Annotated in this window: 22 protein-coding genes; 10 read left to right on the top strand and 12 right to left on the bottom strand. The window is 68.0% G+C overall.

The window, feature by feature from the left end; translation table 11 throughout:
* Window positions 1–201 precede the first annotated feature (201 nt).
* Together cfa and KUV67_06460 are read left to right on the top strand one after the other, a co-directional pair.
* Window positions 202–1,344 (top strand): cyclopropane fatty acyl phospholipid synthase, encoded by a 1,143-nt coding sequence (cfa, locus tag KUV67_06465; protein ID MBY6204517.1) that lies wholly within the window; start codon window positions 202–204, stop codon window positions 1,342–1,344.
* The gene (locus tag KUV67_06460; GenBank protein MBY6204516.1) at window positions 1,341–2,708 is read left to right on the top strand and encodes an FAD-binding oxidoreductase; all 1,368 of its coding nucleotides are present in this window, start codon (window positions 1,341–1,343) and stop codon (window positions 2,706–2,708) included. Before cfa ends, KUV67_06460 begins: the two co-directional genes overlap by 4 nt.
* 45 nt (window positions 2,709–2,753) lie before the next feature.
* On the opposite strand, the gene KUV67_06455 is transcribed toward KUV67_06460, so the two are convergent.
* Both KUV67_06455 and KUV67_06450 read right to left on the bottom strand, forming a co-directional pair.
* Window positions 2,754–3,110, bottom strand: coding sequence for a DUF1428 domain-containing protein (locus KUV67_06455; protein MBY6204515.1), 357 nt, complete (start codon window positions 3,108–3,110; stop codon window positions 2,754–2,756).
* A gap of 81 nt (window positions 3,111–3,191) precedes the next feature.
* Window positions 3,192–4,484, bottom strand: coding sequence for an NADH:flavin oxidoreductase/NADH oxidase family protein (locus KUV67_06450; protein MBY6204514.1), 1,293 nt, complete (start codon window positions 4,482–4,484; stop codon window positions 3,192–3,194).
* Between the two features lie 152 nt (window positions 4,485–4,636).
* Here KUV67_06450 and KUV67_06445 point away from each other — a divergent pair, with 152 nt between their 5' ends.
* Together KUV67_06445 and KUV67_06440 are read left to right on the top strand one after the other, a co-directional pair.
* The gene (locus KUV67_06445) at window positions 4,637–6,961 is read left to right on the top strand and encodes a tandem-95 repeat protein (protein MBY6204513.1); all 2,325 of its coding nucleotides are present in this window, start codon (window positions 4,637–4,639) and stop codon (window positions 6,959–6,961) included.
* Window positions 6,962–7,042: 81 nt separating this feature from the next.
* On the top strand, window positions 7,043–7,378 hold the full coding sequence (locus KUV67_06440; GenBank protein ID MBY6204512.1) for a hypothetical protein: 336 nt from the start codon (window positions 7,043–7,045) through the stop codon (window positions 7,376–7,378).
* Window positions 7,379–7,399: 21 nt separating this feature from the next.
* Here KUV67_06440 and KUV67_06435 read toward each other — a convergent pair whose 3' ends face one another.
* Together KUV67_06435 and KUV67_06430 are read right to left on the bottom strand one after the other, a co-directional pair.
* Window positions 7,400–7,885 carry a DUF3253 domain-containing protein gene (locus tag KUV67_06435; protein ID MBY6204511.1) on the bottom strand — a complete coding sequence of 162 codons (486 nt, stop codon included), beginning with the start codon at window positions 7,883–7,885 and terminating at the stop codon, window positions 7,400–7,402.
* A 28-nt stretch (window positions 7,886–7,913) separates the two neighbouring features.
* Window positions 7,914–9,245, bottom strand: a complete 1,332-nt coding sequence (locus tag KUV67_06430; GenBank protein MBY6204510.1) for an aminopeptidase P family protein — start codon at window positions 9,243–9,245, stop codon at window positions 7,914–7,916.
* A 105-nt stretch (window positions 9,246–9,350) separates the two neighbouring features.
* Between KUV67_06430 and KUV67_06425 the strand changes: the two genes are divergently transcribed.
* Together KUV67_06425 and KUV67_06420 are read left to right on the top strand one after the other, a co-directional pair.
* On the top strand, window positions 9,351–10,235 hold the full coding sequence (locus KUV67_06425) for an aminotransferase class IV (GenBank protein MBY6204509.1): 885 nt from the start codon (window positions 9,351–9,353) through the stop codon (window positions 10,233–10,235).
* A 592-nt stretch (window positions 10,236–10,827) separates the two neighbouring features.
* Window positions 10,828–11,574 (top strand): sulfotransferase, encoded by a 747-nt coding sequence (locus KUV67_06420; protein ID MBY6204508.1) that lies wholly within the window; start codon window positions 10,828–10,830, stop codon window positions 11,572–11,574.
* Here KUV67_06420 and KUV67_06415 read toward each other — a convergent pair.
* Complete coding sequence (locus tag KUV67_06415; protein ID MBY6204507.1) at window positions 11,535–12,011, bottom strand: hypothetical protein; 477 nt, start codon at window positions 12,009–12,011, stop codon at window positions 11,535–11,537. The two genes, KUV67_06420 and KUV67_06415, sit on opposite strands and share 40 nt — an antisense overlap.
* Window positions 12,012–12,152: 141 nt before the next feature.
* Window positions 12,153–14,327, bottom strand: a complete 2,175-nt coding sequence (locus KUV67_06410; protein MBY6204506.1) for a DUF11 domain-containing protein — start codon at window positions 14,325–14,327, stop codon at window positions 12,153–12,155.
* Window positions 14,328–14,471: 144 nt separating this feature from the next.
* Between KUV67_06410 and KUV67_06405 the strand changes: the two genes are divergently transcribed.
* From KUV67_06405 to KUV67_06395, 3 genes are all read left to right on the top strand, one after another.
* Complete coding sequence (locus KUV67_06405; GenBank protein MBY6204505.1) at window positions 14,472–15,062, top strand: hypothetical protein; 591 nt, start codon at window positions 14,472–14,474, stop codon at window positions 15,060–15,062.
* The gene (locus tag KUV67_06400; GenBank protein MBY6204504.1) at window positions 15,059–17,569 is read left to right on the top strand and encodes a serine/threonine-protein kinase; all 2,511 of its coding nucleotides are present in this window, start codon (window positions 15,059–15,061) and stop codon (window positions 17,567–17,569) included. Before KUV67_06405 ends, KUV67_06400 begins: the two co-directional genes overlap by 4 nt.
* Before the next feature lie 86 nt (window positions 17,570–17,655).
* On the top strand, window positions 17,656–18,414 hold the full coding sequence (locus KUV67_06395) for a hypothetical protein (GenBank protein MBY6204503.1): 759 nt from the start codon (window positions 17,656–17,658) through the stop codon (window positions 18,412–18,414).
* Between the two features lie 80 nt (window positions 18,415–18,494).
* Here KUV67_06395 and KUV67_06390 read toward each other — a convergent pair whose 3' ends face one another.
* The 3 genes from KUV67_06390 to queD form a co-directional block, all read right to left on the bottom strand.
* Window positions 18,495–18,734, bottom strand: coding sequence for a hypothetical protein (locus tag KUV67_06390; GenBank protein ID MBY6204502.1), 240 nt, complete (start codon window positions 18,732–18,734; stop codon window positions 18,495–18,497).
* Window positions 18,735–18,806: 72 nt separating this feature from the next.
* A complete protein-coding gene (locus tag KUV67_06385) occupies window positions 18,807–19,529 on the bottom strand; it encodes an SGNH/GDSL hydrolase family protein (protein MBY6204501.1) in 723 nt (240 codons plus the stop codon).
* 19 nt (window positions 19,530–19,548) lie between these two features.
* Window positions 19,549–19,905, bottom strand: a complete 357-nt coding sequence (gene queD / locus KUV67_06380; GenBank protein ID MBY6204500.1) for a 6-carboxytetrahydropterin synthase QueD — start codon at window positions 19,903–19,905, stop codon at window positions 19,549–19,551.
* 64 nt (window positions 19,906–19,969) lie between these two features.
* Here queD and KUV67_06375 point away from each other — a divergent pair, with 64 nt between their 5' ends.
* The gene (locus KUV67_06375) at window positions 19,970–20,344 is read left to right on the top strand and encodes a VOC family protein (GenBank protein MBY6204499.1); all 375 of its coding nucleotides are present in this window, start codon (window positions 19,970–19,972) and stop codon (window positions 20,342–20,344) included.
* A 12-nt stretch (window positions 20,345–20,356) separates the two neighbouring features.
* On the opposite strand, the gene cadA is transcribed toward KUV67_06375, so the two are convergent.
* The 3 genes from cadA to KUV67_06360 form a co-directional block, all read right to left on the bottom strand.
* The gene (gene cadA, locus KUV67_06370) at window positions 20,357–22,453 is read right to left on the bottom strand and encodes a cadmium-translocating P-type ATPase (GenBank protein ID MBY6204498.1); all 2,097 of its coding nucleotides are present in this window, start codon (window positions 22,451–22,453) and stop codon (window positions 20,357–20,359) included.
* Between the two features lie 203 nt (window positions 22,454–22,656).
* Window positions 22,657–23,907, bottom strand: a complete 1,251-nt coding sequence (locus KUV67_06365) for an APC family permease (GenBank protein MBY6204497.1) — start codon at window positions 23,905–23,907, stop codon at window positions 22,657–22,659.
* Between the two features lie 47 nt (window positions 23,908–23,954).
* Window positions 23,955–24,461, bottom strand: a complete 507-nt coding sequence (locus KUV67_06360) for a nuclear transport factor 2 family protein (GenBank protein MBY6204496.1) — start codon at window positions 24,459–24,461, stop codon at window positions 23,955–23,957.
* Window positions 24,462–24,808 lie beyond the last annotated feature (347 nt).

Genomic DNA, 24,808 nt, shown 5'->3' with positions numbered 1-24,808 from the left:
CAGCGGGCGCGTTCCGGACGGGACCGATCCTCGAGCCGCCTGCCGCGGCGCGCTCGGGCAGGGGCCGGAACTCTTCGTTTGTTCGAGTGCGGACCCGGTCTTGACCTCGGCGAGACCGGCCGTTTACTGTGCTCCTCACCGAGCCGCCGGCGACGCCGGCATGTCGCGCGGCCGGTCGCGATCGGGAGCCTCCACGTCGTCATGTCCGCACGCCAGACCGTCGAACGCCTGCTTCGCGCCGCCGACATCGAGATCGGCGGCGACCGGCCCTGGGACCTCCGGGTCCACGACGACCGTCTGTTCAAGCGGGTGCTGGCCGAAGGCACGCTCGGCGCCGGCGAGGCCTACATGGACGGCTGGTGGGACGCCGAGCGCCTCGACGGCTTCTTCGCTCGCCTGATCTCCGTCGGCGCCGATCGATCGCTGCGCACGCCGTCGCTGCTGGTGCACGTGGTGCTCGGCCGGATCGGCAACCTGCAGAGCCGCCGCCGCTCGCGGCGCGTCGCCGAGCAGCACTACGACCTGTCGAACCGGCTGTACGAGGCGATGCTCGGCCCGACGATGCAGTACACCTGCGCCTACTACGGCAGTGCGCCGGACCGCGACAGCGCAGCACTTTCCCTCGACGATGCCCAGCGGGCCAAGCTTCGACTGGTCGCCGACAAGCTCCACCTCGAGGCCGGCATGCGCGTGCTCGAACTCGGCGGCGGCTTCGGCGAGCTGGCTCGCTACCTGGCCGCCGATCGCGGTTGCGAGGTGGTCAGCTACAACATCAGCCGGCGCCAGGTCGAGTTCGGCCGGGCGCGCTGCGAGGGCCTGCCGGTCGAAATCCGCCGACGGGACTACCGCGATGCGGCCCGCGCCGGCGAGACCTTCGATCGCGTGGTGAGCGTCGGCCTGATGGAGCACGTCGGGCCGAAGAACTACCGGGGCTTCTTCGACCTGGTCCGGCACTGCATGAAGCCCGAGGGGCTGGCGCTGGTCCACACGATCGGCGGCAACGTCAGCCGCCGGTCCGCCGACCGCTGGATCAGCAAGTACATCTTCCCTGGCGGCGTGATCCCGTCCGAGGCCCAGCTGACCCGCGCCAAGGAAGGTCTGCTGGTCCTCGAGGACTGGCACAACTTCGGCCCGGACTACGACCGGACGCTGATGGGCTGGGCGGCGAACTACGTCGACGCGTGGCCCGAACTGAAGGTGAGCGAAGGGCTGGACGAACGCTTCGACCGGATGTGGCGCTACTACCTGTACAGCTGCGCCGGGGCCTTTCGCGCGCGCGGCCTGCAGCTCTGGCAGCTGGTGCTCAGCCACGGCGACATCGCCCGCTACGTGCCGGTCCGTTGAGCGACCGGGACCTCAGCCGCCATCGGGCGCGCGTCGCCGCGCTGGCCGACGCGCTCGCAGGGTCGTCCGACCCGGTGCGCCTGAAGAAGCGCACCAGCAACCTGTTCCGGACGCGCGAGGATGGCGAGTTCACGGCGCTCGACGTGGGGTCCCTGAACCACGTCCTGGCGGTCGATCCCGACGAGCGGACCGCCGAGGTCGAGGGCATGACGACCTACGCCGACCTGGTCGACGCCACGCTGCCGCACGGACTCGCGCCGGCGATCGTGCCGGAGCTGAAGAGCATCACGGTCGGCGGTGCGGTCACGGGCGTTGGCATCGAGTCCAGCGCGTTCCGTTTCGGCCTGGTCCACCATACGGTGCGCGAGATCGACGTGCTGGTCGCCGACGGCCGGGTGCTGACCTGCGGGCCCGACCAGCGAGACGAGCTGTTCCGCGGCTTCCCGAATTCCTACGGCAGCCTGGGCTACGCGACGCGGGTCCGGCTCGACCTGATCCCGGTCCGGCCCTTCGTGCAGCTGGACTACGAAAAGTTCGACGACCCCGATCGTCTGTTCGAAGCGATCGGACGGGAGTGCGCAACGCCCACCTGCGACTATCTCGAGGGGGTGTATTTCGGCCCCGGGGACTTCGTGCTGAGCCGCGCGCGCTTCGTCGAGGCGCCGCCGGCCGGGGCGTCGCCCAGCGACTACACGTGGATGAAGCCGTACTGGAAGAGCCTGCGGTCGCGGCGCAAAGACCTGCTGACCGTCCACGACTACCTGTGGCGATGGGATACGGACTGGTTCTGGTGCAGCCGGAACGTGGGTGCCCACCTTGCGCCGGTCCGGCTGTTGCTCGGCCGCAAGCGGCTGAACAGCGTGACCTACCAGAGGATCATGCGGGCCAGCCACCGCTTTCCGCTGTCGCTCGTTTCCCGCCTTCGTCCACGCACCGAGTCGGTGATCCAGGACGTCGACATCCCGATCGGCAACGCCGCGGCGTTCCTTGCCGACTTCGAGGCCGAAATCGGCATTCGTCCCGTCTGGATCTGCCCGTTCGTCGTGCCGAAGGGCGACGTGCCGAACGACGGTGCTCCGAACGACGACTTCTCGCTGTTCCCTCTTCGCACCGACACGGCCTACGTCAACTTCGGCTTCTGGGACATGGTCCGCTCTCGCGAACCCGACGGCTTCTACAACGCACGTGTCGAGACCCTGGTCGCGAAGCACGGTGGCAGGAAGAGCCTGTACTCGCGCAGCACCTACGACGAAGCCACGTTCTGGGACATCCACGATCGCGAGGCCTACGACGCCCTGAAGCGGGAGTGCGACGCCGGGGGCCGCTTCCCCGGCTTGTACGAGAAGGCGGTCGGGCAGCGCTGAGGCCGAACGTCCCGGGCCGGGCGGGCGCCCGGCATCGCTCGTAGCTCAGCGTTCGATGAGGGTTTCGAAGCCGCCGAAGATCATTCGCTTGCCGTCGAAGGGCATGGCTTCAGGACCCATGTCGGCGAAGCGCGGGTCGTCCATCGAGCTCTTCAGGCCCTTGTCGCGCGCCGCCTTCGAAGGCCAGACCACCCAGGAGAACACGACGGTTTCGTCGTCCTTGCACTGGACGGCCATCGGGAACGAGGTGTGCTTGCCGTCCGGAATGTCGTCGCCCCAGTTCTCGACGACGCTCAGTGCGCCATGCTCCCGGAAGACTTCGGCCGAAAGTTCGGCCAGCTCCAGGTACTCCGCCTTTTTCGCGGTCGGTACCGGAATCACGTATCCATCGATATAGGCCATCGTTGCGCTTCCGCTCGGTCCAGTCTCCATCCTGAGCGCGCGCGCGGCGATTGGCAAGGCGGACGGAAGAGCGCTTTTTCCTCAAACGAAGCGTTTCGCGTCCTTCGTTTCCTGCAGCTGGTGCTTGACGAGGGCGGCGAACAGGTTCATTCGGGGTTTCGTGGCTTCGCCATCGCCGAGACGCAGGATGTTGCGGTAGTAAAAGGCCATCGCGCCGAAACCGTTCGCGGCCTTGATGGTGTCGATCGGTGACTGGGGGCCGAGCCAGCCCGGTCCCAATCGCAGCGAGGCCTCGCGTGCCGGCAGTGCCTCGATCTCGCCGGCCAGCAATCGGCGTGGCGCGTCCGGGTCGGCGCAGAGCGGCCGGGCCATGCCGATCATCGCCACGCCGGTGTCCAGGGCCTCGTCCATCGCGGCACGCGTGCGGAAGCCGCCGGTCACCATGATCGGCATACGCGCCGTTTCCAGGATCTTCTCCGCGTAGGCCATGAAGTAGGCCTCGCGGGCCCGGGTCGACGCCCGCACGCCCTCGTCGAACACCGGCTCGAGGCCGTCCATGCCCATCATTCTCGGCTGTTCGTAGTTGCCGCCGGAAATCTCCAGCAGGTCCACGCCTTCGCCGTGCAGGAGGCCGACCACCTGCTGGCAGTCCTCGAAGGAGAACCCGCCCTTCTGGAAATCGGAGGAGTTGAGCTTGATCGACAGCGCCTTGTCCGGGCCGATCGCGTCGCGGACCGCGCGCACGGTCTCGATCAGCAATCGTGCGCGGTTCTCCAGCGAGCCGCCCCAGCGGTCGTCGCGGCGGTTGACGCGCGGGTTCAGGAATTCCGACAGCAGGTAGCCGTGGGCCGAATGGACCTGCACGCCGTCGAAGCCGGCGCGGCAGAGTTCGGACGCGGTGGTCGCGAAGCGATCGATGACGTCGAGGATCTCGCCGTCGTCGAGCGCCCGCGGGGTAGCGAACAGGCCGCCGGGCAGTTTGACCCGGACCGCGGACGGGCCGACCGGTTCGGGCGCGATCGACTTCGGCGACTGGCGGCCGGCGTGAGAAATCTGCGCGATGGCCAGGCCGCCGCCGGCCTTCGCTGCGTCGGAAAAGCGTTCCAGGCCGGCGCGCTGCCGTACGTCCTGCGGGCCGTCGACGACGACGTTTGCCGGCCGCTCGCGGTAGCGGCGATCGACCATGATGTTGCCGGTGATCAGTAGACCGGCGCCGCCCTCGGCCCAGGTCCGGTAGCAGCGCGCGATGCGCTCCCCGGCGACGCCGGCGGTGCCGTCGACCACCTCGGCCAGGCCTTCGGTCATCGCGGCCTTGGCGATCCGGTTGGGGGCGGTCAGGCCGCAGGGAAGGGTCAGGTTGCTCGCCAGGGGCATGGAGTCGGAGCATCGCCGGTATCGGTCGCCAGCTTAGCCGCACAGCGTCGACGCGATCATCATTCCGGGCCGCTTCGGGAGCCTGTTGTCGTGGACCGGTTGGCGAGCGACAATAGCGGTCCGTCAGTCGGGTTCAATGAAAGGGGTTCCTCATGCGTCGTCATCCGCTTCTCTTCGCGCTGGTCGGTGCGATCGTGGTTTCGTTTGCCGCCCCGAGCGGTGTGGCCCATGCCCAGCAGTCGGTCAACGTGTCCGGCAGCGACGGCAGCGCTCGCGTCGACTACACCGGCGACGACTGGCGGCTCGGTCTCGGGATGTCCGATGAAGGCGACGTGGTGGCCGAGCTGCTCGGCGTGCTGGCCATGGGCGAGCGCGACGCGTGGCTGGCCGAAGGGTGGTTCCAGGACAAGGCCGGTGGCCTGAAACTCAACTACCACTGGCTGCCCGGCGACGGCGACCCGGCGATGCAGGACGACCTGCCCGGCGTCTGGAAGCTGTACGTGGCCGCCGACCAGAACCGCTGGGACGACCGCAAGCTCAGCCTGGGCGTGGGCCACGAGAAGGAGAACGTCTTCTGGTCGACCCAGTTCTCGTTCGGGTTGACGGACGAGCGCCGGGTCGACGACTTCAGCCAGCTGTTCGAGGAGTTCGTGACCGGCACCGATCCGGACGGCCGGCCGTTCCGCCAGCTGCAGACCACCAACGTGCTGACCGAGACCTTCGAGCAGGCCTACGACTACGGCGTCGGTGCGCGCGTGGGCCGCTTCTTCGATGCGCCGAATCTCCGCCTGCAGGGCGGCCTGGACTACGAATGGGGCGACTTCGATTCGGACCAGGTCACGCTGTCCGGCACGGCCGAGAAGTTCTTCACTGGCACCGGCCACAGCCTCGCCCTGTCGGTCGAGCACTACGAGAAGTCCGGCGATTTCGAGATCGACGACTCGGACACCCGGGCCACACTGATCTGGCGCTATGCGTTCGGACGAAGCTACCGGCCGAGAACGCCTGCCGGCGCGGGCGCCGTGGCCGCTGCGGCGACGGTCGAAGCGCCTGTGCGGAATGCACCGCCCGAGACCACCACCCGCGTGGTCCGCAGCAACGTCGACATGGAAGCCGATGCATTCTTCCCGCTCGACAGCGACGACGTGCGCGAGGATTCGCGCGCACGCCTGCAGAGCGTCGCCGACCTGATCACCAGCGGCCCGATTCTCGGCCGCGTCAGCGTCGTCGGCCATACCTGCGACCTCGGGCCCGCGGCCTACAACATGGGCCTGTCGATGCGGCGCGCGGAAGCGGTCAAGCGTGAACTGGTCGCGCTCGGCGTCGACCCCGAAGCGATCGTGATCGACGGGCGCGGCGAGACCGAGCCGCTCGTGCCGAACACATCCGAAGACAACCGAGAGATGAATCGCCGCGTGGACGTCCGCTTCGTTCGGGTCGTCGAGACCGAAGAAACGGTCGTCGTCGATCCGGAGCCGGTGGAGATCGCCGAAGCCGTCGTGGTCCGTGAGCAAGAAGTGCAGGAGGTGCCGGCCTGGGTTCTCCGCGCGCTGCGCAACCCGGCGCAGCACAAGCGCACCGTCGATGTGTACCGCTTCGAGCGCACCAGCACCACAGTGAGCCTCGGCGATCGCGAGTTCCTGAACCGGGCACCGGTCGCCGAGAACGACGTTGCCGTGGCCGCCCGCAACGGCGAAGGCGTGTTCATCGACGTGCTGGCCAACGACGACGATCCCGACGGCGATGCGCTGAGCATCACCAGCGTCACCCAGCCCGCCTCCGGCTCGGTGGTCAACAGCGGCGAGTTCCTGACCTACACGCCGGCGGAAGGCTTCCAGGGCGAAGACAGCTTCACCTACACGGTGAGCGACGGCACCGATACGGCGACCGCCACGGTCACCGTCAGCGTCGCCAACGATGCGCCGGTTGCGCAGTCCGACAGCGCCGAGACCGTGTCCGGCGTGCCGGTGCTGATCGACGTGCTGGCCAACGATTCGGACCCGAACGGCGATGAACTCGAACTGGTCTCCGTGTCATCGGCCAGCGGCGGCACCACCAGCATCGTCGGCGACAGCGTTCGCTACGCGTCCGATGCCGGCTTTACGGGCACCGATTCGTTCACCTACACGGTGCGCGACGCCGGCGGCGCCGAAGTCACGGGTGAAGTCTCGGTCACGGTCACGCCCGCGACGCCGAACACGCCGCCGGTCGCCAGCGATGATTTCGTCCTCACCGACCGCAACAGCGTCGTGGTCATCGACGTGCTGGCCAACGACAGCGACCCGGACGGGGATCCGCTGAGCATCGTCGAGCTGCTGGACCTGCCGGGTGCGGACGTCGGCACCTTCACCGTGACCGAGGACAACCGGGTGCGGTTCGAGCCGACCAACTGGAGCGGCGCACCGCTGCAGGTCCGCTACCGGATCAGCGACGGCCGGGGCGGTTTCGCCGAGGCGATCATCGACATCAAGTGCTGATCGAGAATCGACGATCTGCAGCGTCCGGCCATCATGGCGAGACCTGACGAACCGATTTTCTTTCAACCTTGAGTTTTGAGCATGTACATCTATGTCGAGCACTGGACGCCGAAGCAGGCCTGGCTCGATCTGTCGAAGGACGACCGCCGGGCATTCTTCGAGCGAATGATGCCGCTGATCGAGAAGCATGAGGAGATGGGTATCGAAACGCTGGCGATGGCGACGGTCGACGAAGACACGCCGATGAAGTCGGATCATGTCTTCGTGTCCGTGTTTCGCATGCCCGACGAGAAGCTTGCGCGAATGTTCGAACAGGACATCGAGTCGATCGGCTGGTACGAGTATTTCGACCAGACCAATGCCCGCGGCTCGATCTGCACGCCGGAGGAGATCATCGGCACGCACATCGAGATCTAGGGCGAATCGGCGGGCAGCCGTTCAGTCGCGACGTTTCAAGCGAATCGGGCCCGGCGGCGGCGCGGAGACGCGTTCGCCGTCCTGGAGCACGTCGAGCCACCCCTCGTCGGCAAGCCGCCACGCCACGTCGTGCGCCAGTCGCATCCAGTCGCGCCATTCCTCCCCGCCGGCAATTCGCGCGGCATCCGACGGACAGATGGTCTTGTCGTCGCCGCGCTTCCGAAGCAGGGTTCGAATGGCTGCCGACAGGCGTTCGCGCAGCGCCTCCTCCTCGCGCGGTTCCCACCATGGAGCGCCCCGTTCGCCGAGCGCGACCTTGGCGTCCTGGACGCGCGCCCGGGCGTCGCGCAACGAGGATTCATCGCTGCGGTCCTTCGCCGACTTGACCGCGCGCCGGGCCGCCATCAACTCGGCGACCAGTTCCTGTTCGAGCGAATCCGGGATGGCGGGGTCGGTGCGGCGCCAGCGGCGGCCGTCGACCTCGAACCAGCGGTCGTCGTCCGTCACGCGGTGCGGCCCGGGCCCAGGATGCGTCCTAGCGGACCACGTGCCACTCGGTCTGGCGCCCGGCCGCGTAGATCACCCGCTCGCCGTCGAAGATCGAAGTCTGCTCGAGCTTGATCTGCACGTGCTGGCCGTCCCATCGCTCGAGGGGCAGCGCGATGTTGCCTTCGATCGAGAAACCGGTGTTCGCGTAGAGCGGCCAGTCGCCGGTGTTCGGCACCGCACCGGGCAGGTCCCACATGCCGATCGTCGCGCCCGGGCCGTGGCCGACGAAGCCGATCGGATGGGTATAGACGTTGTAGGCCCAGCGCTGGTCGTCCATCACGGCCTGCGCCGCAGCCAGGACCTCGTTGCCGGTGCGGCCGACCTCGAACTCGGCGGTCAGCAGGTCCTGCCAGCGGTTGCCCTCGGCCAGCGCCTTCTTCAGGTCGTCCGGGACCTCGTCTTCGCCCAGGCGGAGTACGTAGCCCATTTCCTGCGTGTCGGTGCACAGCTTCAGGTAGCAGATGCCGACGTCCGTGTGCAGCACGTCGCCGCGCTGGATCGTGCCCTCGACGCCGCAGAAGGCTGACTCTGCCGTGCACTCCTGGCCTCGCCGCTGGATGTTGACGTAGGGCATGAACCAGATCGGCAGGCCCATCGATTCGTAGCGCTGACGGATGTACCAGGCGACGTCGTCGGTCGTGGTCACGCCCGGAGTGATGACGCGGTTGGAAAAGGCCTCGGCGATCACGCCGCGAGCCAGGCCGACGACGTGCGCGTACAGATCCTGTTCCTGCTTCGTGCGGGTCTCGAACCAGCGCACGACCAGGTCCTCGGCCGAGACCAGCCGGTCCTCGAACCCATCGGGCAGCGCGGCGACAAGCTTGCGGTGAAGACCGTGGGTCAGGCCGTCGGCCTCCGGCCAGGTGCTCGAGACGTTGATGCCGATCCGCTCGGGATCGAGTTCGCCGATGAGCTCGCCGAGCGCCTGCCACTGCGCCTCGAGGTCGCCCCCGGACCACTTCGATTCATACGGCTCCCCCAGCGGGTAGCGGTTGACCGTCATCGGCTGCACGCTGCCGTCGTCCTGGCGGTGGAACAGCAGCATGGTGGTGCGCCGCGCGGCGAAGCTCGGCTGGGGCACCAGCGTGAAGTAGACCGGGTCCTCGGCGTATTCCCGGTTCAGCACCAGCCAGAGGTCGATGGCGGTTTCGGCCATCAGCTCCGGCAGGAGGTTGGCCAGGCGATCGGCAACGATGGCGTTCTCGACCGCGGGACGCTCGCGCGGATCGAGCACCGCGCGGCCGGGGTCGCCGGGCGAGGCGATCGCAGTCGAAACGAACAGGAGGACGAGCGCGGCAGACAGCAGCGTGCGAGGCATCGGGATTTCCGTGGACGGGGCCGATCGCCATTCTGCCCCAGCCGCTCGCCGCCCGTCATCCCGGCTACACTCGACGCGTCGTGAACGGGACTGGGAGGGCGCGCGATGACGCGGAACGACGGCTACCGGATCTGGATCAACGGCGAACTCGTGGCGGAGAACGAGGCGAAGGTCTCGGTGTTCGACTCGGGCTTCGTGCTCGGCGACGGCGTCTGGGAGGGTGTGCGTGTGGTCGGCGGCCGGCCGGCCTTCCTGGCTGCGCACATCGACCGCCTGATGGAAGGCGCGAAGGCCCTGTTCATGGCCGGGATTCCGGATCGAAGCGCGCTGGTCGATGCGGTGCAGCGGGTGATCGCCGGAAACGGCCTGGTCGACGATGCCCATCTGCGGATCATGCTGACCCGTGGCGTGCGCCGTGAGCCGTACCAGGACCCGCGCCTGGTGGCCGGCGGGCCGACGCTGGTGATCATCCCCGGCCACCATCCCGTGACCGAGGCCGCACGGACGACGCCGCTGGACCTGTTTACCGTGCACGTGCGACGCGGCGCGCCGGACGTGCAGGACCCGGGCCTCAACAGCCACAGCAAGCTGAACTGCATCCTGGCCTGCATCCAGGGCGCGGTGGCCGGTGCCGACGAGGCGCTGATGCTCGACCCGGACGGTTTCGTCGCGACCTGCAACTCCACCCATTTCTTCATCGTCAGGAACGGCACCGTCATGACCTCCGACGGTCGCTATTGCCTCGGCGGCATCACCCGTGGTCACGTGCTCGAGCTGTGCGCGGCTCACGACATTCCGCATGCCGCGACCACCTTCACGTTGACCGACGTCTACGCGGCCGACGAGGCGTTCGTCACCGGCACGCTGTCGGGGCTCAAGCCGGTCGGCGTCGTCGATGGGCGCACCATCGGCAGCGGGAAACGGGGGCCGGTGACCGAGCGGTTGCAGCAGTTGTATGCCGAGTTGTTGGACAAGGAGGCAGCGGCATGACCGATTTCCATGATCCGTCGTCCCGGCCCCCGAGCCGGGGCCCAGCGACGTTCACGGTCGACATTCCAGGTCGCTGGATCCCGGATCGAGCCCGGGACGACAGGGTGGAGGTGTCGTCGTCCGCCACGGGTCGTGGACGCGGGACGATGATCGAGCTTCCGATTCCGTCGCCCCGGACACCGAGCCGCGGCCCAATGACTTTCAGCATCGCAGGCCGGAGTCACTGGATCCCGGATCGAGCCCGGGTCGACAGGGCGGAGGAGTCGGCGTCCGCCAAGGGTCGTGGACGCGGGACGATGATCGAGCTTCCGATTCCGTCGCCCCGGCGCCCGAGCCGGGGCCCAGTGACTTTCAGCATCGCAGGCCGGAGTCGCTGGATCCCGGATCGAGCCCGGGTCGACAGGGCGGAGGAGTCGGCGTCCGCCAAGGGTCGTGGACGCGGGGCGATGATCGAGCTCTCGATTCCGTCGCCCCGGACACCGATCCGGGGCCCAGTGACTTTCAGCAACGCAGGCCGGAGTCGCTGGATCCCGGATCAAGTCCGGGACGACGGAAATCTGATCGTCGAGGCTCGCCGCGAGGACGCGATCCGATGACCGCGAAGAACCCACTCCGCATCGCCATGTGGTCCGGGCCGCGCAACATCTCCACGGCGATGATGCGCGCGTTCGAGAACCGGCCCGACACGGCCGTGACCGACGAACCGCTCTACGGCGCCTGGCTGGAGGCCAGCGGCGAGTCGCACCCGATGGCCGACGAGATCATCGAGGCGATGGAGACCGACTGGCGGGTCGTCTGGCGAACGCTGGCGGGCCCGGTGCCCGCCAGCCGGGCCGTCTGGTACCAGAAGCACATGACCCACCACCTGCTGCCGCCGATGCTCGACGCGGAATGGCTAGGCGGCTTCACCCACGCCTTCCTGATCCGCGATCCGCGGGCCGTGGTCGCGTCGTACCTGAACAAGCGCGACACGGTGTCCGACGAGGCGATCGGCGTCCCGCAGCAGTGGGCGCTGTACCGCTTCGTCACCCAGGAGCTGGGCCAGGACCCCCCGATCATCGACTCCGGCGAGTTCCTGCGCGACCCGGAAGGCCACCTTCGCGCGTTGTGCGACCGGCTGGGTATCGAGTTCACGAATCGCATGCTGCGCTGGCCCGAGGGTCCGCGCGAGACCGACGGCCTGTGGGCGCCGCACTGGTACGACGCGGTGTGGAGATCGACGGGCTTCGGCCCGCCGCCGGCCGAACCGCCGCGTCTCGACGGCGAAGCGGCCGACGTCGCGGCCTGCTGCGTGCCGAGCTACGAGCGTCTGTTCGAGAAGCGGCTGCGGCCGGCCTGACCGCGGCGCAAGGCCAGCAGCCCGAAGGCGAGCAGCGCCAGCGCGGCCACGGCCATCCCGGACGCGGGCAGCGTCGGCACCGACGTCACCCGACCGACGGTCAGCGAATCGCTGAACAGCAGGTTGCTGCTTTCTTCGTCGACGACCTCGACCGTGTAGGTCCCGGCGTCCAGGGCCCCGATCTCCACCTGGCCGATCTGGCAGCTGATCGTCGGCAACGGGCTGAACCGGCAGGTCGTCCCGATCCGGATCGTTTCGCCGGTGACCTGCGCGGTCACCGTTTCGAGAAACGTGGTCGACTGGTTGCAAAGCCGGTGGACCTGTGCCGTCAGCGGCCGCTCGGCATTGAGCGGGAAGGGATACACGCGAACCGTGCTGCAGCCCTCCGCGGCGCTGGTCTGCCCCTGCGCGCCCGAAGCCAGCAGCAACAGCAACACGGAGGCGAGCAACCGTGCTCCGAGAGTCCGCCCTCCTGGTAGATCGGTTCCTGATCGCAGCATGCATTGAACCCCGTTCGTGACGACGCATCGATGGTGCAGGCCTCGCGCACCGAAGTAAAGGCGCCTTGTTCCGAACGGTCAGGGCGACTCGCCGCAGAACTCGAAGCCGTCCGCGCTCAGCAGCGCATCCAGGCGAACGGTCACGGTCACGTCGCTGTTGTTGCCGAGGCTCGGGTCGTCGATCAGGCTGCTGACGCTGGCCGAGTTGATCATGGTCGGCTCCGGATCGGCCGAGACCAGAACTTCGATCACCCGCTCGACCGATTCTCCCGCTACCAGGTCGCCGAGCGTGCAGGTCACGACGCCGGCCGTTTCGCTACAGCCCGGTGAGGCTTGCACGAAGGCCATGTCGAACGGAAGTTCGTCGACCACCTCGGTGGACTCGGCGGTACTGGGGCCGTTGTTGGAGATCCGCAGCAGGAACCGGTGTGTGGCCTCGGGCCGAGTCAGGCCGCTGCACTGGCGCTTGTCGATCGCCAGGTCGGCAGCGATGACCACCGCATGGGGCTCCGGCGGGGAGCTGCTGGCGGCGAACAGGCTGTCGCCTTCGTAGCTGGCGACCAGGTTGCGGTTGCCGGGCGTGTTCAGCACGATCGTGCACTGGCCGTCCGCGACGGTACCGACGCAGCTGTCGACGCCGTCGCCGACGGTCACGTTGCCCGTGGGCACCGGCGGGGGATCGCCGGCGGGGTGGCTTCCGCGCTGTTCTTCGGCGGCGACGGAGTAGGTCACGACGATCGGCGTGCCGCCCGGCGATGGATCGGGCGAGTCCGAGGTGATGGTCGTGGTGGTCGGGGCCGGCAGCACCGTGTGCGGGAAGGGCGCGGACACGCTGTCGACGAAGCCGAGGTCCGCATCGTAGCGGGCGACGAGTTCGTAGTCGCCGGGCAGTCCGACCGGGCTGGTACAGGAACCGGAACCGCCGAGCAGCGGTGCGATGGTGCACAGGAAGCCGCCGTCGTCGCGCTCGATGAACACGCGCCCCATCGGCGTGAAACTATCGGAGGCAACGGTCACGGAGATGGTCGTCGAGCTGCCACTGACCGACGGCGAGGGGCTGACGTCGATCGACGTGGCGGTATTGAGCGCGTACTGGTAGACGTCGACCCGGCCGCGCCCGCTGCTTTCGAACGGATGGCCGACCAGCAGCCTGGTGCCGAGCGCCGAGGCCAGGTTCGTGGCTTCGCTGGGCGTGACGATATCGGCCTCGGGCTGGTACTGGCTGCCGTCCCAGAGGAACGACAGCACGTCGCCGGTGCCGTCGCGAATCGCATGGATCCGGTCGCCGCTGAACGCCAGCGTTTCCCCGTTCGAATTGGCCGTGCCGAGGCGGATGCCCGGCACGTTGATGCTCTGCAGGTGCTGCCAGGTGCCGGCGACCCGCTCGAAGATCTCGATCCAGTCGACCGCGATGACGGCCAGGCGGTCGCCCTTCAGCGCCAGCTCGTAACCGAACGAACCCGGGGTCGGGCTCTGCGGGGCCAGGGTCTGGGCCAGCGAGAACGTGCCGCCGCTTCTCTGATAGACGTAGACCTCTCCGAGAAAGCCGTTGGCCGAGTCGTCGCTGAAGACCAGCGTGTCGCCTTCGATGTCGAGGTCGTCGGGGATTCGCCGGCCGTCGACGGTGCCGTAAATGGTCTGGACATGCGCCCAGCCGGGGCCGTTGACGAACAGGTCGACCTTGCCGCGCTGCAGTCCACCCCCGGTTGCGCTGTTGTACGCGACGGCGACCGTGTCGCCTCCGATGGCGACGTCGTCGGCGTACCCCATGAACTCTGCGAAGCCGTCCGGATCGACGAGCTGACCGTCCACGCTCCACGACGATCCGCTGCGCTGGAGCACGATCGCTGCGCCGGCGAACTCGGCGTCGAACCAATCCAGGCCCCTGGCCGTGGCCACGGCGAAGTCGCCGTCGATATCCACATCCTCGCCGAAGAGGTCGGTGCTGGTGGCCCCGAGGGGGTAGACGATGTCGCGCCGGACCCAGGTGCCCTGGCCCGGAACGCGTTGCCAGAATTCGATGCGGCCGACGTCCTGTGGCCCGTTGTCGTCGAAGGGCGCGCCGACGACCGCCCATTCTCCGGTCATCGCGATCGACGTCCCGAAGTTGGCATTGACCTCCTGGCCGCTCATCGCGATGCGCGCGTACTCGAACCACGATTCGCCCAGGGTGCCGGCGTGCAGCGCGGGAAGATGCAGCAGGGCCAGGAGGACGGGCAGCAGCGGTCTTGTCGGTCGGGCGATGGCGGTCATGTTCGGTCTCCGGGTCGATCGCGAGATTCCTGACGGGGCGGCGGCACGCAGGCCTCGGACGCCGGACCCGGTGACAAGCACCGGAGGCTTTGGCACACTGGCTCCGAGCCGCGTCGCGTCGACGATCGACACGGCTCCCCTTTCATGAGCAATTACGAGGAATCCGCGCGCAGCGGCTCAGATCCGAACGACGGGGCGCCGGAGGGGGCCCCGGAAGACGCGATCGACTGGACCTCCGACTGGTTTCCCCGCCTGTACGACGAGCTGCGCACCCTGGCCCATTCCCAGCGCAGGCGGTTCCACAACCCCGAAGGGCCCGGCACGACCAGCGTCGTGCACGAGGCCTACGAGCGCCTGACCCACGCATCGGGCAGCGAGCCCGAACATCCGCTGCACTTCTACCGGACCGCGGCGCGTGCAATGCGCAGCGTACTGATCGACAACGCGCGCCGCGCGCAGGCGGTGAGGCACGGCGGTCACCTGCGGCGGGTCGGGGATGCGGCGCTGGAGCTGGTCTCGTCCGAGCGCAGCGAAGAGTTGCTGGCCCTGGACGAGGCCCTGGATGCCTTGAGCCGTGCCGACTCCGACCTGGGCGAGCTGGTCCACCTACGGATCTTCGGCGGGCTGACCGTCGAGGAGCTGTCGGCGTTGCTGGAGCGGTCCCCGGCGACGATCAAGCGGCGCTGGTCGCTGGCCTGCACGCTGCTGCACGAGCGATTGGCCCCGGACGGATGAGCAACGGTCCGGACGATTCGGCGCTGCGCGAACTGCTCGATGCGCTCGAGCGACTGCAAGAACTGGCGGACGCCGAACGTCATGCGACGCTGGACCGGATGGCCGCGACGCAGCCCGAACGCGCGGCGCGACTGCGCGCGCTGCTGGACCGGCAAGCGGAGGCGAGCCGATTCTTCGACGGTCTCGAGCGATCGCTGGGTCGTGGACTGGCGGCCGAACTGGACGCCGCCTGGGCGCCCGGCCGGCGGGTCGGGCCCTATCGGCTGGAACGCCTTCTGGCGACCGGCGGCATGGGTGCGGTGTTCCTTGCCCGCAAGGCCGACGGCGAGCTCAAGCGGCCCGTTGCGCTGAAACTGATGCCGCCGGGGCTGCTCGCGGGCGAGGCCAGGGAGCGGATTCGCAGGGAGCGCGACCTGCTCGCGGAGCTGGCCCACCCGAACATCGCGCCCCTGCTGGATGCAGGCGTGGACGAGGAAGGCCAACCCTGGATCGCGATGGAATACATCGAAGGCCGACGCTTCGATGACTGGTGCCGCGCGCATGCCGCCGACCGCGAGGCCTGCGTCGATCAGCTCCGAGTGCTGGCCGAGGCGGTTGCCTTCGCTCATCGCAATCTCGTCGTGCACGGCGACCTGAAGCCCGGCAACGTGATGGTCGATGGGCAGGACCGCGTTCGCCTGCTCGATTTCGGCGTTGCACGCATGCTGGACGGGTCCGATCCGGTGTCGGGCGCTCGCTACATGACCGAGGCCTATGCCGCTCCCGAGCTTCGTGACGGGCGGCGCCCGCGACCGGCCAGCGACGTGTTCGCGCTGGGCCGGATGCTCGAGAACCTGATCGAATCGACCGAGCCGGGCCGGACGCGAGGGACGCGGGAACTGGAGCGGATCGCGGCGCGGGCCACGGCCGGTGCGCCGGATCACCGCTATGAAAGCGCCGGCGCGTTCGCCGAAGACCTGCGGCGATGGCGCAGCAAGGAACCGGTGTCAGCGTGTGGGGGTGGCGTCGCCTATCGCTTCCTGAAGCGGGTCCAGCGGCACCCCTGGGCAACGGCCGGTCTGTGCGCCGTCGCGGTTCTGGTCCTCGGCTTCGGCGTCGTGTCCCGCTTCCAGGCCGAGCGCTTCGAACGCGAGCGCGACAGTGCACGACAACTTGCGGCCTTCCTCGAGCAGGTCTTCATCAGCGCCGATCCCGACCGCTCGCCCGGCCAGGCCCTCACGGCAAAGGAGTTGCTCGACCGCGGACGCGAGGGGCTGGCCACCGAGTCGCTTGAACCATCGGTGCAGGCTCGCTTCCTTTCGATTCTCGGTCGTACCTACCAGCGCCTGGGAGACTATGAAGGGGCCGGACAGCTGCTGGACCGGGCGCTGACCGCTGATACGGTTTCGGATGATCAGCGGCTGGACCTGATGATCGAACGCGCCGAGACCGACCGCTTGTCGGGCGCGTTCGCAAAGGCCGAGGCGGGGTACCTGGAGATCCTCGAGCGGATCCGCCCCGGGAGTCGCGATCGAAGAGCGCGTGCGCTGTCCGGCCTCGGCCGCACCCTGGCCCAGTCCGGCCACCCCGGCGAAGCCATTTCGCTATTGGAAGAGGGCCTGGCGCTGACCCGGTCGCGGGACGCGGAGGATGCCGCGCTGCTGGCCGACCGCCTGAACGATTACGGATCCGCGCTGTACCGCCTCGGCCGCTTCGACGAAGCGATCGCGTCCCTGGAAGAGGCCATTCCATTGCGCCGTCGGACCGACGCCGAGGCCGGCTTCACCCTTGGAAGTCCTCGAACCGCAACACTCGTCAGCAACCTGGCCTTGATGCACTACCTTCAGGGCCGGCCCGAGCGGGCCGAACCGCTGTTTCGCGAGGCGCTTGCGATGCGCAGGAGCCTGCTGCCCCCCGGTCATCCCGACCTCGCACAGACGCTCAGCAACCTCGGCCTGATGCTCAAGGACTACGGCGGGATCGAGGAGGCCCGGTCCCTCCTTGCCGAAGCACTGGCCGTTCGGCGAGCCGGGTTGGAACCGGGGCACTTCCGGATCGCACAGGCCGAGCTCAATCTCGGCATCGCGACGCGGGAGTCCGGCGATCATGCGTCTGCCGCAGATCTCCTTATCGGAGCGCGAGACGATCTGATGGCGGCCCTCGGTAACGACCATCTCCAGGTGGCCGTGGCACACAACGAGATCGGTACGCTCCGGCTCCGCCAGGGCGACCCGGTCGCTGCCGAGCGTGAGCATCGCCGGGCGCTGCAGATCCAGCGAGCGGGCCTGCCCGAGGGACATCCCCATCTGGCCTGGAGCCTGCTGGGGCTCGGCCGCGCGCTGGCGGCCGCCGGCCGCGCCGAGGAGGCCCGCCGCGCGATCGACGAAGCGGTGGGCATCCGTCGCGCCCACCTTCCCGCCGACGACCCGTTGAGGCGCGACGCGGAACAGGCATTGGCGATCCTGGAAAGCGGGCGCGTGGAGTCGCGGCCCGTCCCGCAACCGGAGCGGCTCCAGGAGATGCGTTGACCTCCGGTTGACGTGTGTCGATGCGCGCGTTCATGTCGCGCGATTAGGTTCTGCCCGTTCGCTTCATCCACCAAGGGGATCGCTTCATGGAATCGTTCATCGCATCGCACGACCTCGGCATGATCGGGGTGTCCTATCTTGTCGCCGTCACCGGCGCGTTCGTCAGCCTGTACGTGGCCGACTACATCGTCGATCGTCGTACCGGATCGCTGAACTTCGGTTGGCTCGCGCTGGCCGCGGTCGTCTTCGGCGGATGCGCCATCTGGGCGATGCACTTCATCGGCATGCTCGCCTTCCGGACCGATATGGCGGTCACCTACGATGTGACGCGAACCGTGGCGTCGGCCCTGTTCCCGATCGCACTGGCCTTCGCCGCCTTCTGGACCGTGTTCCGATGGAAGGGCAATCGGGCCGCATGGCTGGCCTCCGGCGTGCTGCTCGGTCTCGGTGTCGCGGCCATGCACTACGTCGGCATGGGCGCCATGCGCATGGCGGCCGAGATGTCGCACGACCCGGTCCCGTACTGGTTGTCGATTGCCATCGCGATCGTCGCCTCCACGGTCGCGCTTCATATCTTCGTGAACTGGGATGGCGTGAAGCGACAGCTCAGCCCCTTGCTCATGGGGGTTGCCGTCTGCGGCATGCACTACACGGCCATGGCGGGGATGCGCATGGTGCCGGTGGAACAAGGACCGGCCGCCGCGCAGTATTTCGAAGGCGCCTGGACGTCCAGTTTCATGGGCTTCGGCGCGGGCCTGGTGGTCTTCCTGACCGTGATGGTCGGCGGCGCACTGGTCGTGTTCCGCAAGGCCATGGACCTGGAGCCGGAGTTCGTGCCGGGTTGACGCCGAACGTGGACCGACCCGGAATCACCTGACCCGCTCGGCCCCGGCGCGCCGCGCCGTCGGGCCCGGGCCCCGGGTTCTCATCCGGTGTCGACGGCCCGCATCGGGGAGCCGGTCCCCGGGGCGGGTCGGGGGACCACGCATTGCGCGTCGAGGCCGGCCGGCGCGTCGCTCCAGGTCTGCACGTCGCGGACGATCATGGATCGCTCCATCACCGGCTCGACGGCCTCGAAGGGGTTCAGACCGGTAGCGCCGAGCACGGCAAGCGCAAGGGTCCACAGATTGACGACCCATTTCCGGGCCTTCCTGCGAATGCGCATCGGTCCTCCGGCGTCGGCTCCTGTCCAGTAGACGTACCGCGGGCCGGTAACGTTACAGCCGGATTGCCGGAATCAGTCGAAGCATCCGCTCAGCGCATCGGCGGCGGCCCGGCCGAAGGGCACGTAGCTGGCCTCGGAGGGGTGGAAGCCGTCGGCGGAGAAGGCGTCGCGCCGGGCGGCCGTTTCGTCATCGACCACGATGGGCACGTGGACCGTTCGGCTGCGGGACGCCGCCACGTTCCGGATCACATCATCGAACTGGCGGCCGCGGATCCCGAACGCCCGCTGAAGTGACGGCGGCAGCGCTGGAAAATGCTCCAGTGGCGGCATGCCGGCCACGGCGATGCGGGCATCGGGAGCTCGCCGCTCGATCGCATCGAGCAAGGCGCCCAGGTCGTGGCCATACCGGCGTGGACTGCTCAGTCGGGTCAGGTCGTTGACGCCGGCCGAGACGACGACGGCGTCGGCCTGCTCGAGGTCTGCGTCGGGCATCAGCTGCTGCCGAATCGAAGCGCTGGTCGCGCCGCTTCGACCGTGCACGGACCAGCGCACGCAGCGTCGGTGCGCCTCGGCCAGGTGCTCGGCGGCCCGGCCGACCAGGCCGCGCGCGTGGGTGGAGGCGCCGACGCCGGCGATGATCGAATCGCCGAGCCCGACCAGCCGGAACACCGGTCCGGACCCGATCGAGCCCATGACCGGCCCGGCCGCCCCCTCGGCTCGGACCGCCGTACGCCGCGTCCGGATCGCGGCCGGCAGGGCCAGAGCGAACAGCATCCAGAACCGGAACGAATTCACGGCGCGGTGGATTCGGCGTTCAGTCGCCGGCGTAGACGCAGCCTGCGGTGCAGGTCTCACGTACCACGACCTTCGACAGGCCGGGCAGGGTCGGCGCCAGGCGGTGCCATACCCACCGGGCCAGCACCTCGCTGGTCGGGTTTTCCAGCCCCTCGATCTCGTTCAGGTAGTGGTGATCGAGGCGGTCGAACAGCGGCTGGAACGCCCGCTTGATGTCGGCGAAGTCCATCACCCAACCGGTGTCCGCGCCGGGTTCCCCCGAGACGTGGACGGCGATCCTGAACGAGTGGCCGTGCAGGCGCGAGCACTTGTGCGTATCGGGCAGGTTCGGCAGCCGGTGGGCGGCCTCGACCTGGAATTCCTTGAAGATCTCCATGGCGGCATTGTAGTGCCGCAGCGGGCGGGCGATGATGTGCCGAGGTGTACATCGGAGAGAGACCATGGATCTTGGAGCCTTCTCGATCAGCCTCGCCGTGGCCGACCTGGCCGCGTCGCGGGCGTTCTACGAGGCGCTGGGCTTCGAAGCGGTCGGCGGCAACGCGGACCAGAACTGGCTGATCCTCAGGAACGGCGATCACACCATCGGTTTGTTCCAGGGGATGTTCGAGCGCAACATGCTGACCTTCAACCCCGGCTGGACCCAGCAGTGCGAAACGCTGGAGTCGTTCACCGACGTGCGCGAGATCCAGAGGCGTCTGAAGGCGGCGGGCCTCGAACCGGCGCAGGAGGCGGATGAATCCGGCTCGGGCCCGGCCAGCTTCGTGGTCGTCGATCCGGACGGCAACCCGGTGCTGGTCGACCAGCACGTGGGCTGACGCGGTTCCGGGTCAGAGATCGCTTCGGCGAAGCCTCAATGCGTTGCCGATGACCGAAACGGAACTGAACGCCATGGCTGCCGCGGCGATCATCGGCGACAGCAGCAGGCCGAAGAACGGGTACAGTACGCCGGCCGCGATCGGTACACCGAGGCTGTTGTAGGCAAAGGCGAAGAACAGGTTCTGCTTGATGTTCTTCATCGTGGCCTCGCTGAGTCGGCGGGCGCGGACGATGCCGGTCAGGTCGCCCTTGACCAGGGTGACGCCGGCCGACTCCATCGCGATATCGGTGCCGGTGCCCATCGCGATGCCGACCCGGGCGCGCGCCAGCGCCGGCGCATCGTTGATGCCATCGCCGGCCATGGCCACGAAGCGGCCCTCGGCCTGCAGCCGCTCGACGTGCTCGGCCTTCTGCTCGGGCCGGACGTCGGCGAACACCTGGTCGATACCGAGCTTCTCGGCCACGGCCCGCGCCGTGGTCTCGCTGTCGCCGGTCAGCATCACGATCGCGAGCCCGTCGCCGTGCAGCGCTCGGATGGCCTCCGGCGTCGTGTTCTTGATCGGGTCGGCGACCGCGACCAGTCCGGCAGCCCGGCCGTCGACGGCGAGGAACATGGCGGTCCGGCCCAGTCCCCGAAGCGATTCCGCACGCTCGGCCAGCGCCTCGACGTCGATGCCGGATCCATCCATCAGCGCCCGGTTGCCCAGCGCGACGGTCTTGCCGTCGACGCGGCCGGTCACGCCCTGGCCGGTCACCGAGTCGAAGTCCTCGACGTCAAGCGGCTCGAGATGCTGGTCGCGTGCGCCATCCACAATGGCCTCGGCCAGTGGGTGCTCGCTGCCGCGTTCCAGCGCGGCGGCGATCCGGAGGACAGTCTGTTCGTCGAACCCGTCGCCGGCCTCGACCTCGGTCAGCTTCGGCCGACCCTCGGTCAGGGTCCCGGTCTTGTCGACGATCAGCGTATCGACCTCGCGCAGCGTCTGGATTGCCTCGGCGTCGCGGAACAGCACGCCCATGGAGGCGCCCTTGCCGCTGGCCACCAGGATCGACATTGGCGTGGCGAGCCCCAGCGCGCAGGGGCAGGCGATGATCAGCACGGCGACGGCGTTGATCAGTGCGTAGGCCATCGACGGCGCGGGCCCCCAGATCGCCCAGGCGATGAACGCGAGCACGGCGACCAGCACGACGGCGGGCACGAACCAGGCGGCGACCCGGTCGGCCACGCCCTGAATTGGTGCGCGCGAGCGACTGGCCTTGGCGACCAGCTGCACGATCTGGTTCAGCATGCTGTCCTGGCCGACCCTTCCGGCCGCGACGATCAGCGATCCGGTGCCGTTGACCGTCGCGCCAATCACCTCGTCGCCGGCTGACTTCTCGACCGGCACCGACTCGCCGGTCAGCATCGACTCGTCGATCGAGGAGCGGCCCTCGACCACCGTCCCGTCGACCGGCACCTTCTCACCGGGACGCACGCGCAGCCGGTCGCCGACCTCGACCTGGTCGAGCGGCACGTCCTCTTCGTTGCCGTGTTCGTCGACCCGGCGCGCAGTGTTCGGCGCCAGCTCGAGCAGGCCGCGGATCGCGGCGTTGGTCGTCGAGCGCGCCCGCAACTCCATCACCTGGCCGAGCAGCACCAACGTGACGATCACCGCGGCGGCTTCGAAGTAGACGCCGACCTGGCCGGACTCGCCCCGGAAGGAGGCCGGAAAGAGCCCCGGGGCCGCGGCGGCGACGACGCTGTAGACGTAGGCGACGGACACCCCCAGCGCGATCAGCGTGAACATGTTCGGCGAGCGCTGCCGGATCGATTTCACCCCGCGGACGAGGAACGGCCAGCCGCACCACAGGACCACGGGCGTGGCCAGCGCCAACTCGATCCAGACCCGGATGCCGTGCGGAACCAGTGCATTCATGTCGACGCCCGGCACCATGCCGCCCATGGCCAGGAACAGGATCGGCACCGACAGCACGACGCCAACCCACATCCGCCGGGTCATGTCGTCGAGTTCGGAGGTGTCCTCCGGTTCCAGCGATACCGTGTCCGGCTCCAGCGCCATGCCGCACAGCGGGCAATCCCCGGGACCGGGCTCGCGGACTTCCGGGTGCATCGGGCAGGTGTAGACCGTGCCGTCGAAGCCTTCGGGGACCTTGTCGTAGTTCTTCCCGGGCTCGGCCTCGGCGTGCTCGTCGTGACAGCACGAACCGAGTTCGTGACCGTGATCGTGATGGTTGTGCTCGTGGTCCTTCATTCGAGTGCTCTCTTCGGTGGTCCCCAAGCATCAGGGGATGCGGGACGATGGATGATGTCCGGTCAGCCGCTGGATCGGCGCCGGTGCAGGTACAGCCGTTCGAATGCGAAGATGCCGAGGATGCCGGCCGCGGCGACAGCGACGATGAAGACGTCCTGCTGCCACTTGATGGTCAGGAAGACCGCCAGCACGATCGCATCGAGCAGCATCGCGGTGATCAGGATCGACCCACGTGCTCCCACCTCGTTCCGTAGGTGCCGCCAGACGCCGAAGTGGACGATGATGTCCATCACAAGGTAGAAAATCGCCCCCATTGATGCAATACGGCTCAGATCGAAGAACGCGGCCAGCAACGCGGCGATCACCACGGTGTAGACCAGCGTGTGCTTCTGGATGGATCCGGGCATTCCGAAATGTCGATGCGGAATCAGTCGCATGTCGGTCAGCATCGCCAGCATTCGGGACACCGCAAAGATGCTGGCGAGGACGCCCGAGGCGGTGGCGATGATCGCGACTCCGACGGTGAACCAGACGCCGTAGCGGCCGACAGCCGGCCGAGAGGCCTCCGCGAGCGAGTAGTCTTTCGCGGCCACGATCTGCTCGATGGTCAAGGTCGAGCCGACCGCGAGGCACACGCTCATGTACACCACGAGGCAGATCAGCAGCGAATACACGATAGCGCGGCCGACGTTCCGTTCGGGGTCCACGACCTCCGCGCCGCTGTTGGTGATCGTCGTGAAGCCCTTGAAGGCGAGGATACCGAGGGCCACCGCAGCGACGAAGCCGAGGGCCGTGGTCGGCTCGCCGCTCGGGTTCGAGGCGGGCCGGAACTCGAAGTTGGCCGCCCAGAGCGTCACGCCGGCGAACAGGAGAATGCCGCCGACCTTGAGGAACGCCGTGATCTTGGACACGGTCCCGATGATCCGATTGTTGGCGATGTTCACCAGGAAGGCCGCGGCGATCAGGGCGACGGCGAGGATCGGTACCCAGCGATCCCGGTCGACGCCGTCGAACAACTGCAGCGTGTAGGACCCGAAGGTGCGGGCGACCAGGCTTTCGTTGATGATCATTGAAAAGCCCATCAGCAAGGAGGCTGCGCCGGTGACGAACGTGGGCCCGTAGGCCTTCTCGAGAATCATGGCGATGCCGCCGGCCGAGGGGTAGCGACTCGACACCCGGATGTAGCTGTAGGCGCTGAATCCGCTGATGGCGGCTGCAACCAGGAAGGCTAACGGGAAGAGGGGGCCGGCCAGCTCGGCGATCTGGCCGGTCAGCGCGAAGATTCCGGCGCCGATCATGACGCCGGTGCCCATGGCGACGGTGCCGCCGAGGGTCAGACTGTTCTTCTCATAGTTCGAACTCAATGATTCCCTCCGTGATCGTGTCCATTGTCATCCGTCGGCTCGGCCGCGACCGGACGCGAGGACGAATGGGTGTGCACGACCTTCCAGGCGCCATCGACGCGGCGGAAGATGAAGGTCGCGCGTCCGCGATTGTGAAGGGCGCGGTCGGTTGCGCGGACCGTCGCGCGGATTTCCGTGTCGAAGAGTGCCCAGGCCATGTCACCTTCGACGTGGATTTCCGGGTCGAAGAAGTCGAGTTCGAAGTCCGCCAACGCGTCGCCCTCCGGCTCGACGTGATTCTCGACCAGGTCGTCGAGCCCGACATTCTGACCGCCGCTCTCGAAGTAGCGGGCCCCCGGCGTGTCCAGGAAATGCTCGCGGAAGGGCGTGCCGTCCGCGTTCTCCCAGCCATGTTCGACCGCTGTGATGATTTCCACAATCGCGTCCTTGTCGTTGTCGGCCCCGACGGACTGGGCAGCAAGCGGCAGGGCCAGAGAGAATAGGAGCTTCAAGAAGTCGTTCATGAGTGAGTCCTGGTCAGGGAAAGATAAACAGCGACGTGGAGAAGAGGGCCCATGTCCATGGCGCTGCCTCGCTTGCGGATTGTGTTTCCGCGAAGCCCGCTCATTGATGTAGCGCCATCACCATGGTCATCGCGGCTTCAGGCTCGAGGAATCAATTGCCGGGGTATGCCCCATTTCCTTGCATGCCTCGATCAGAGCGGGCTGGGGCGCATCGATCAGGGATTGCCCGCACGGGTTCTAAGGTTACCAACGGTCCCATTATTGAGCCGACACCCAGAGCGACGGACGCATTTGTCGGCAAGGCGCGCAAGTGCAGGCAGAGTGGGCCTATGCCAAGGGAGCGCAAT

The organism is Halomonas denitrificans (assembly GCA_019800895.1).
Taxonomy (GTDB): Bacteria; Pseudomonadota; Gammaproteobacteria; order Xanthomonadales; family Wenzhouxiangellaceae.
The sequence above is the reverse complement of the archived record's forward strand: the minus strand, read 5'-3'. Positions and strand labels throughout refer to the sequence as shown.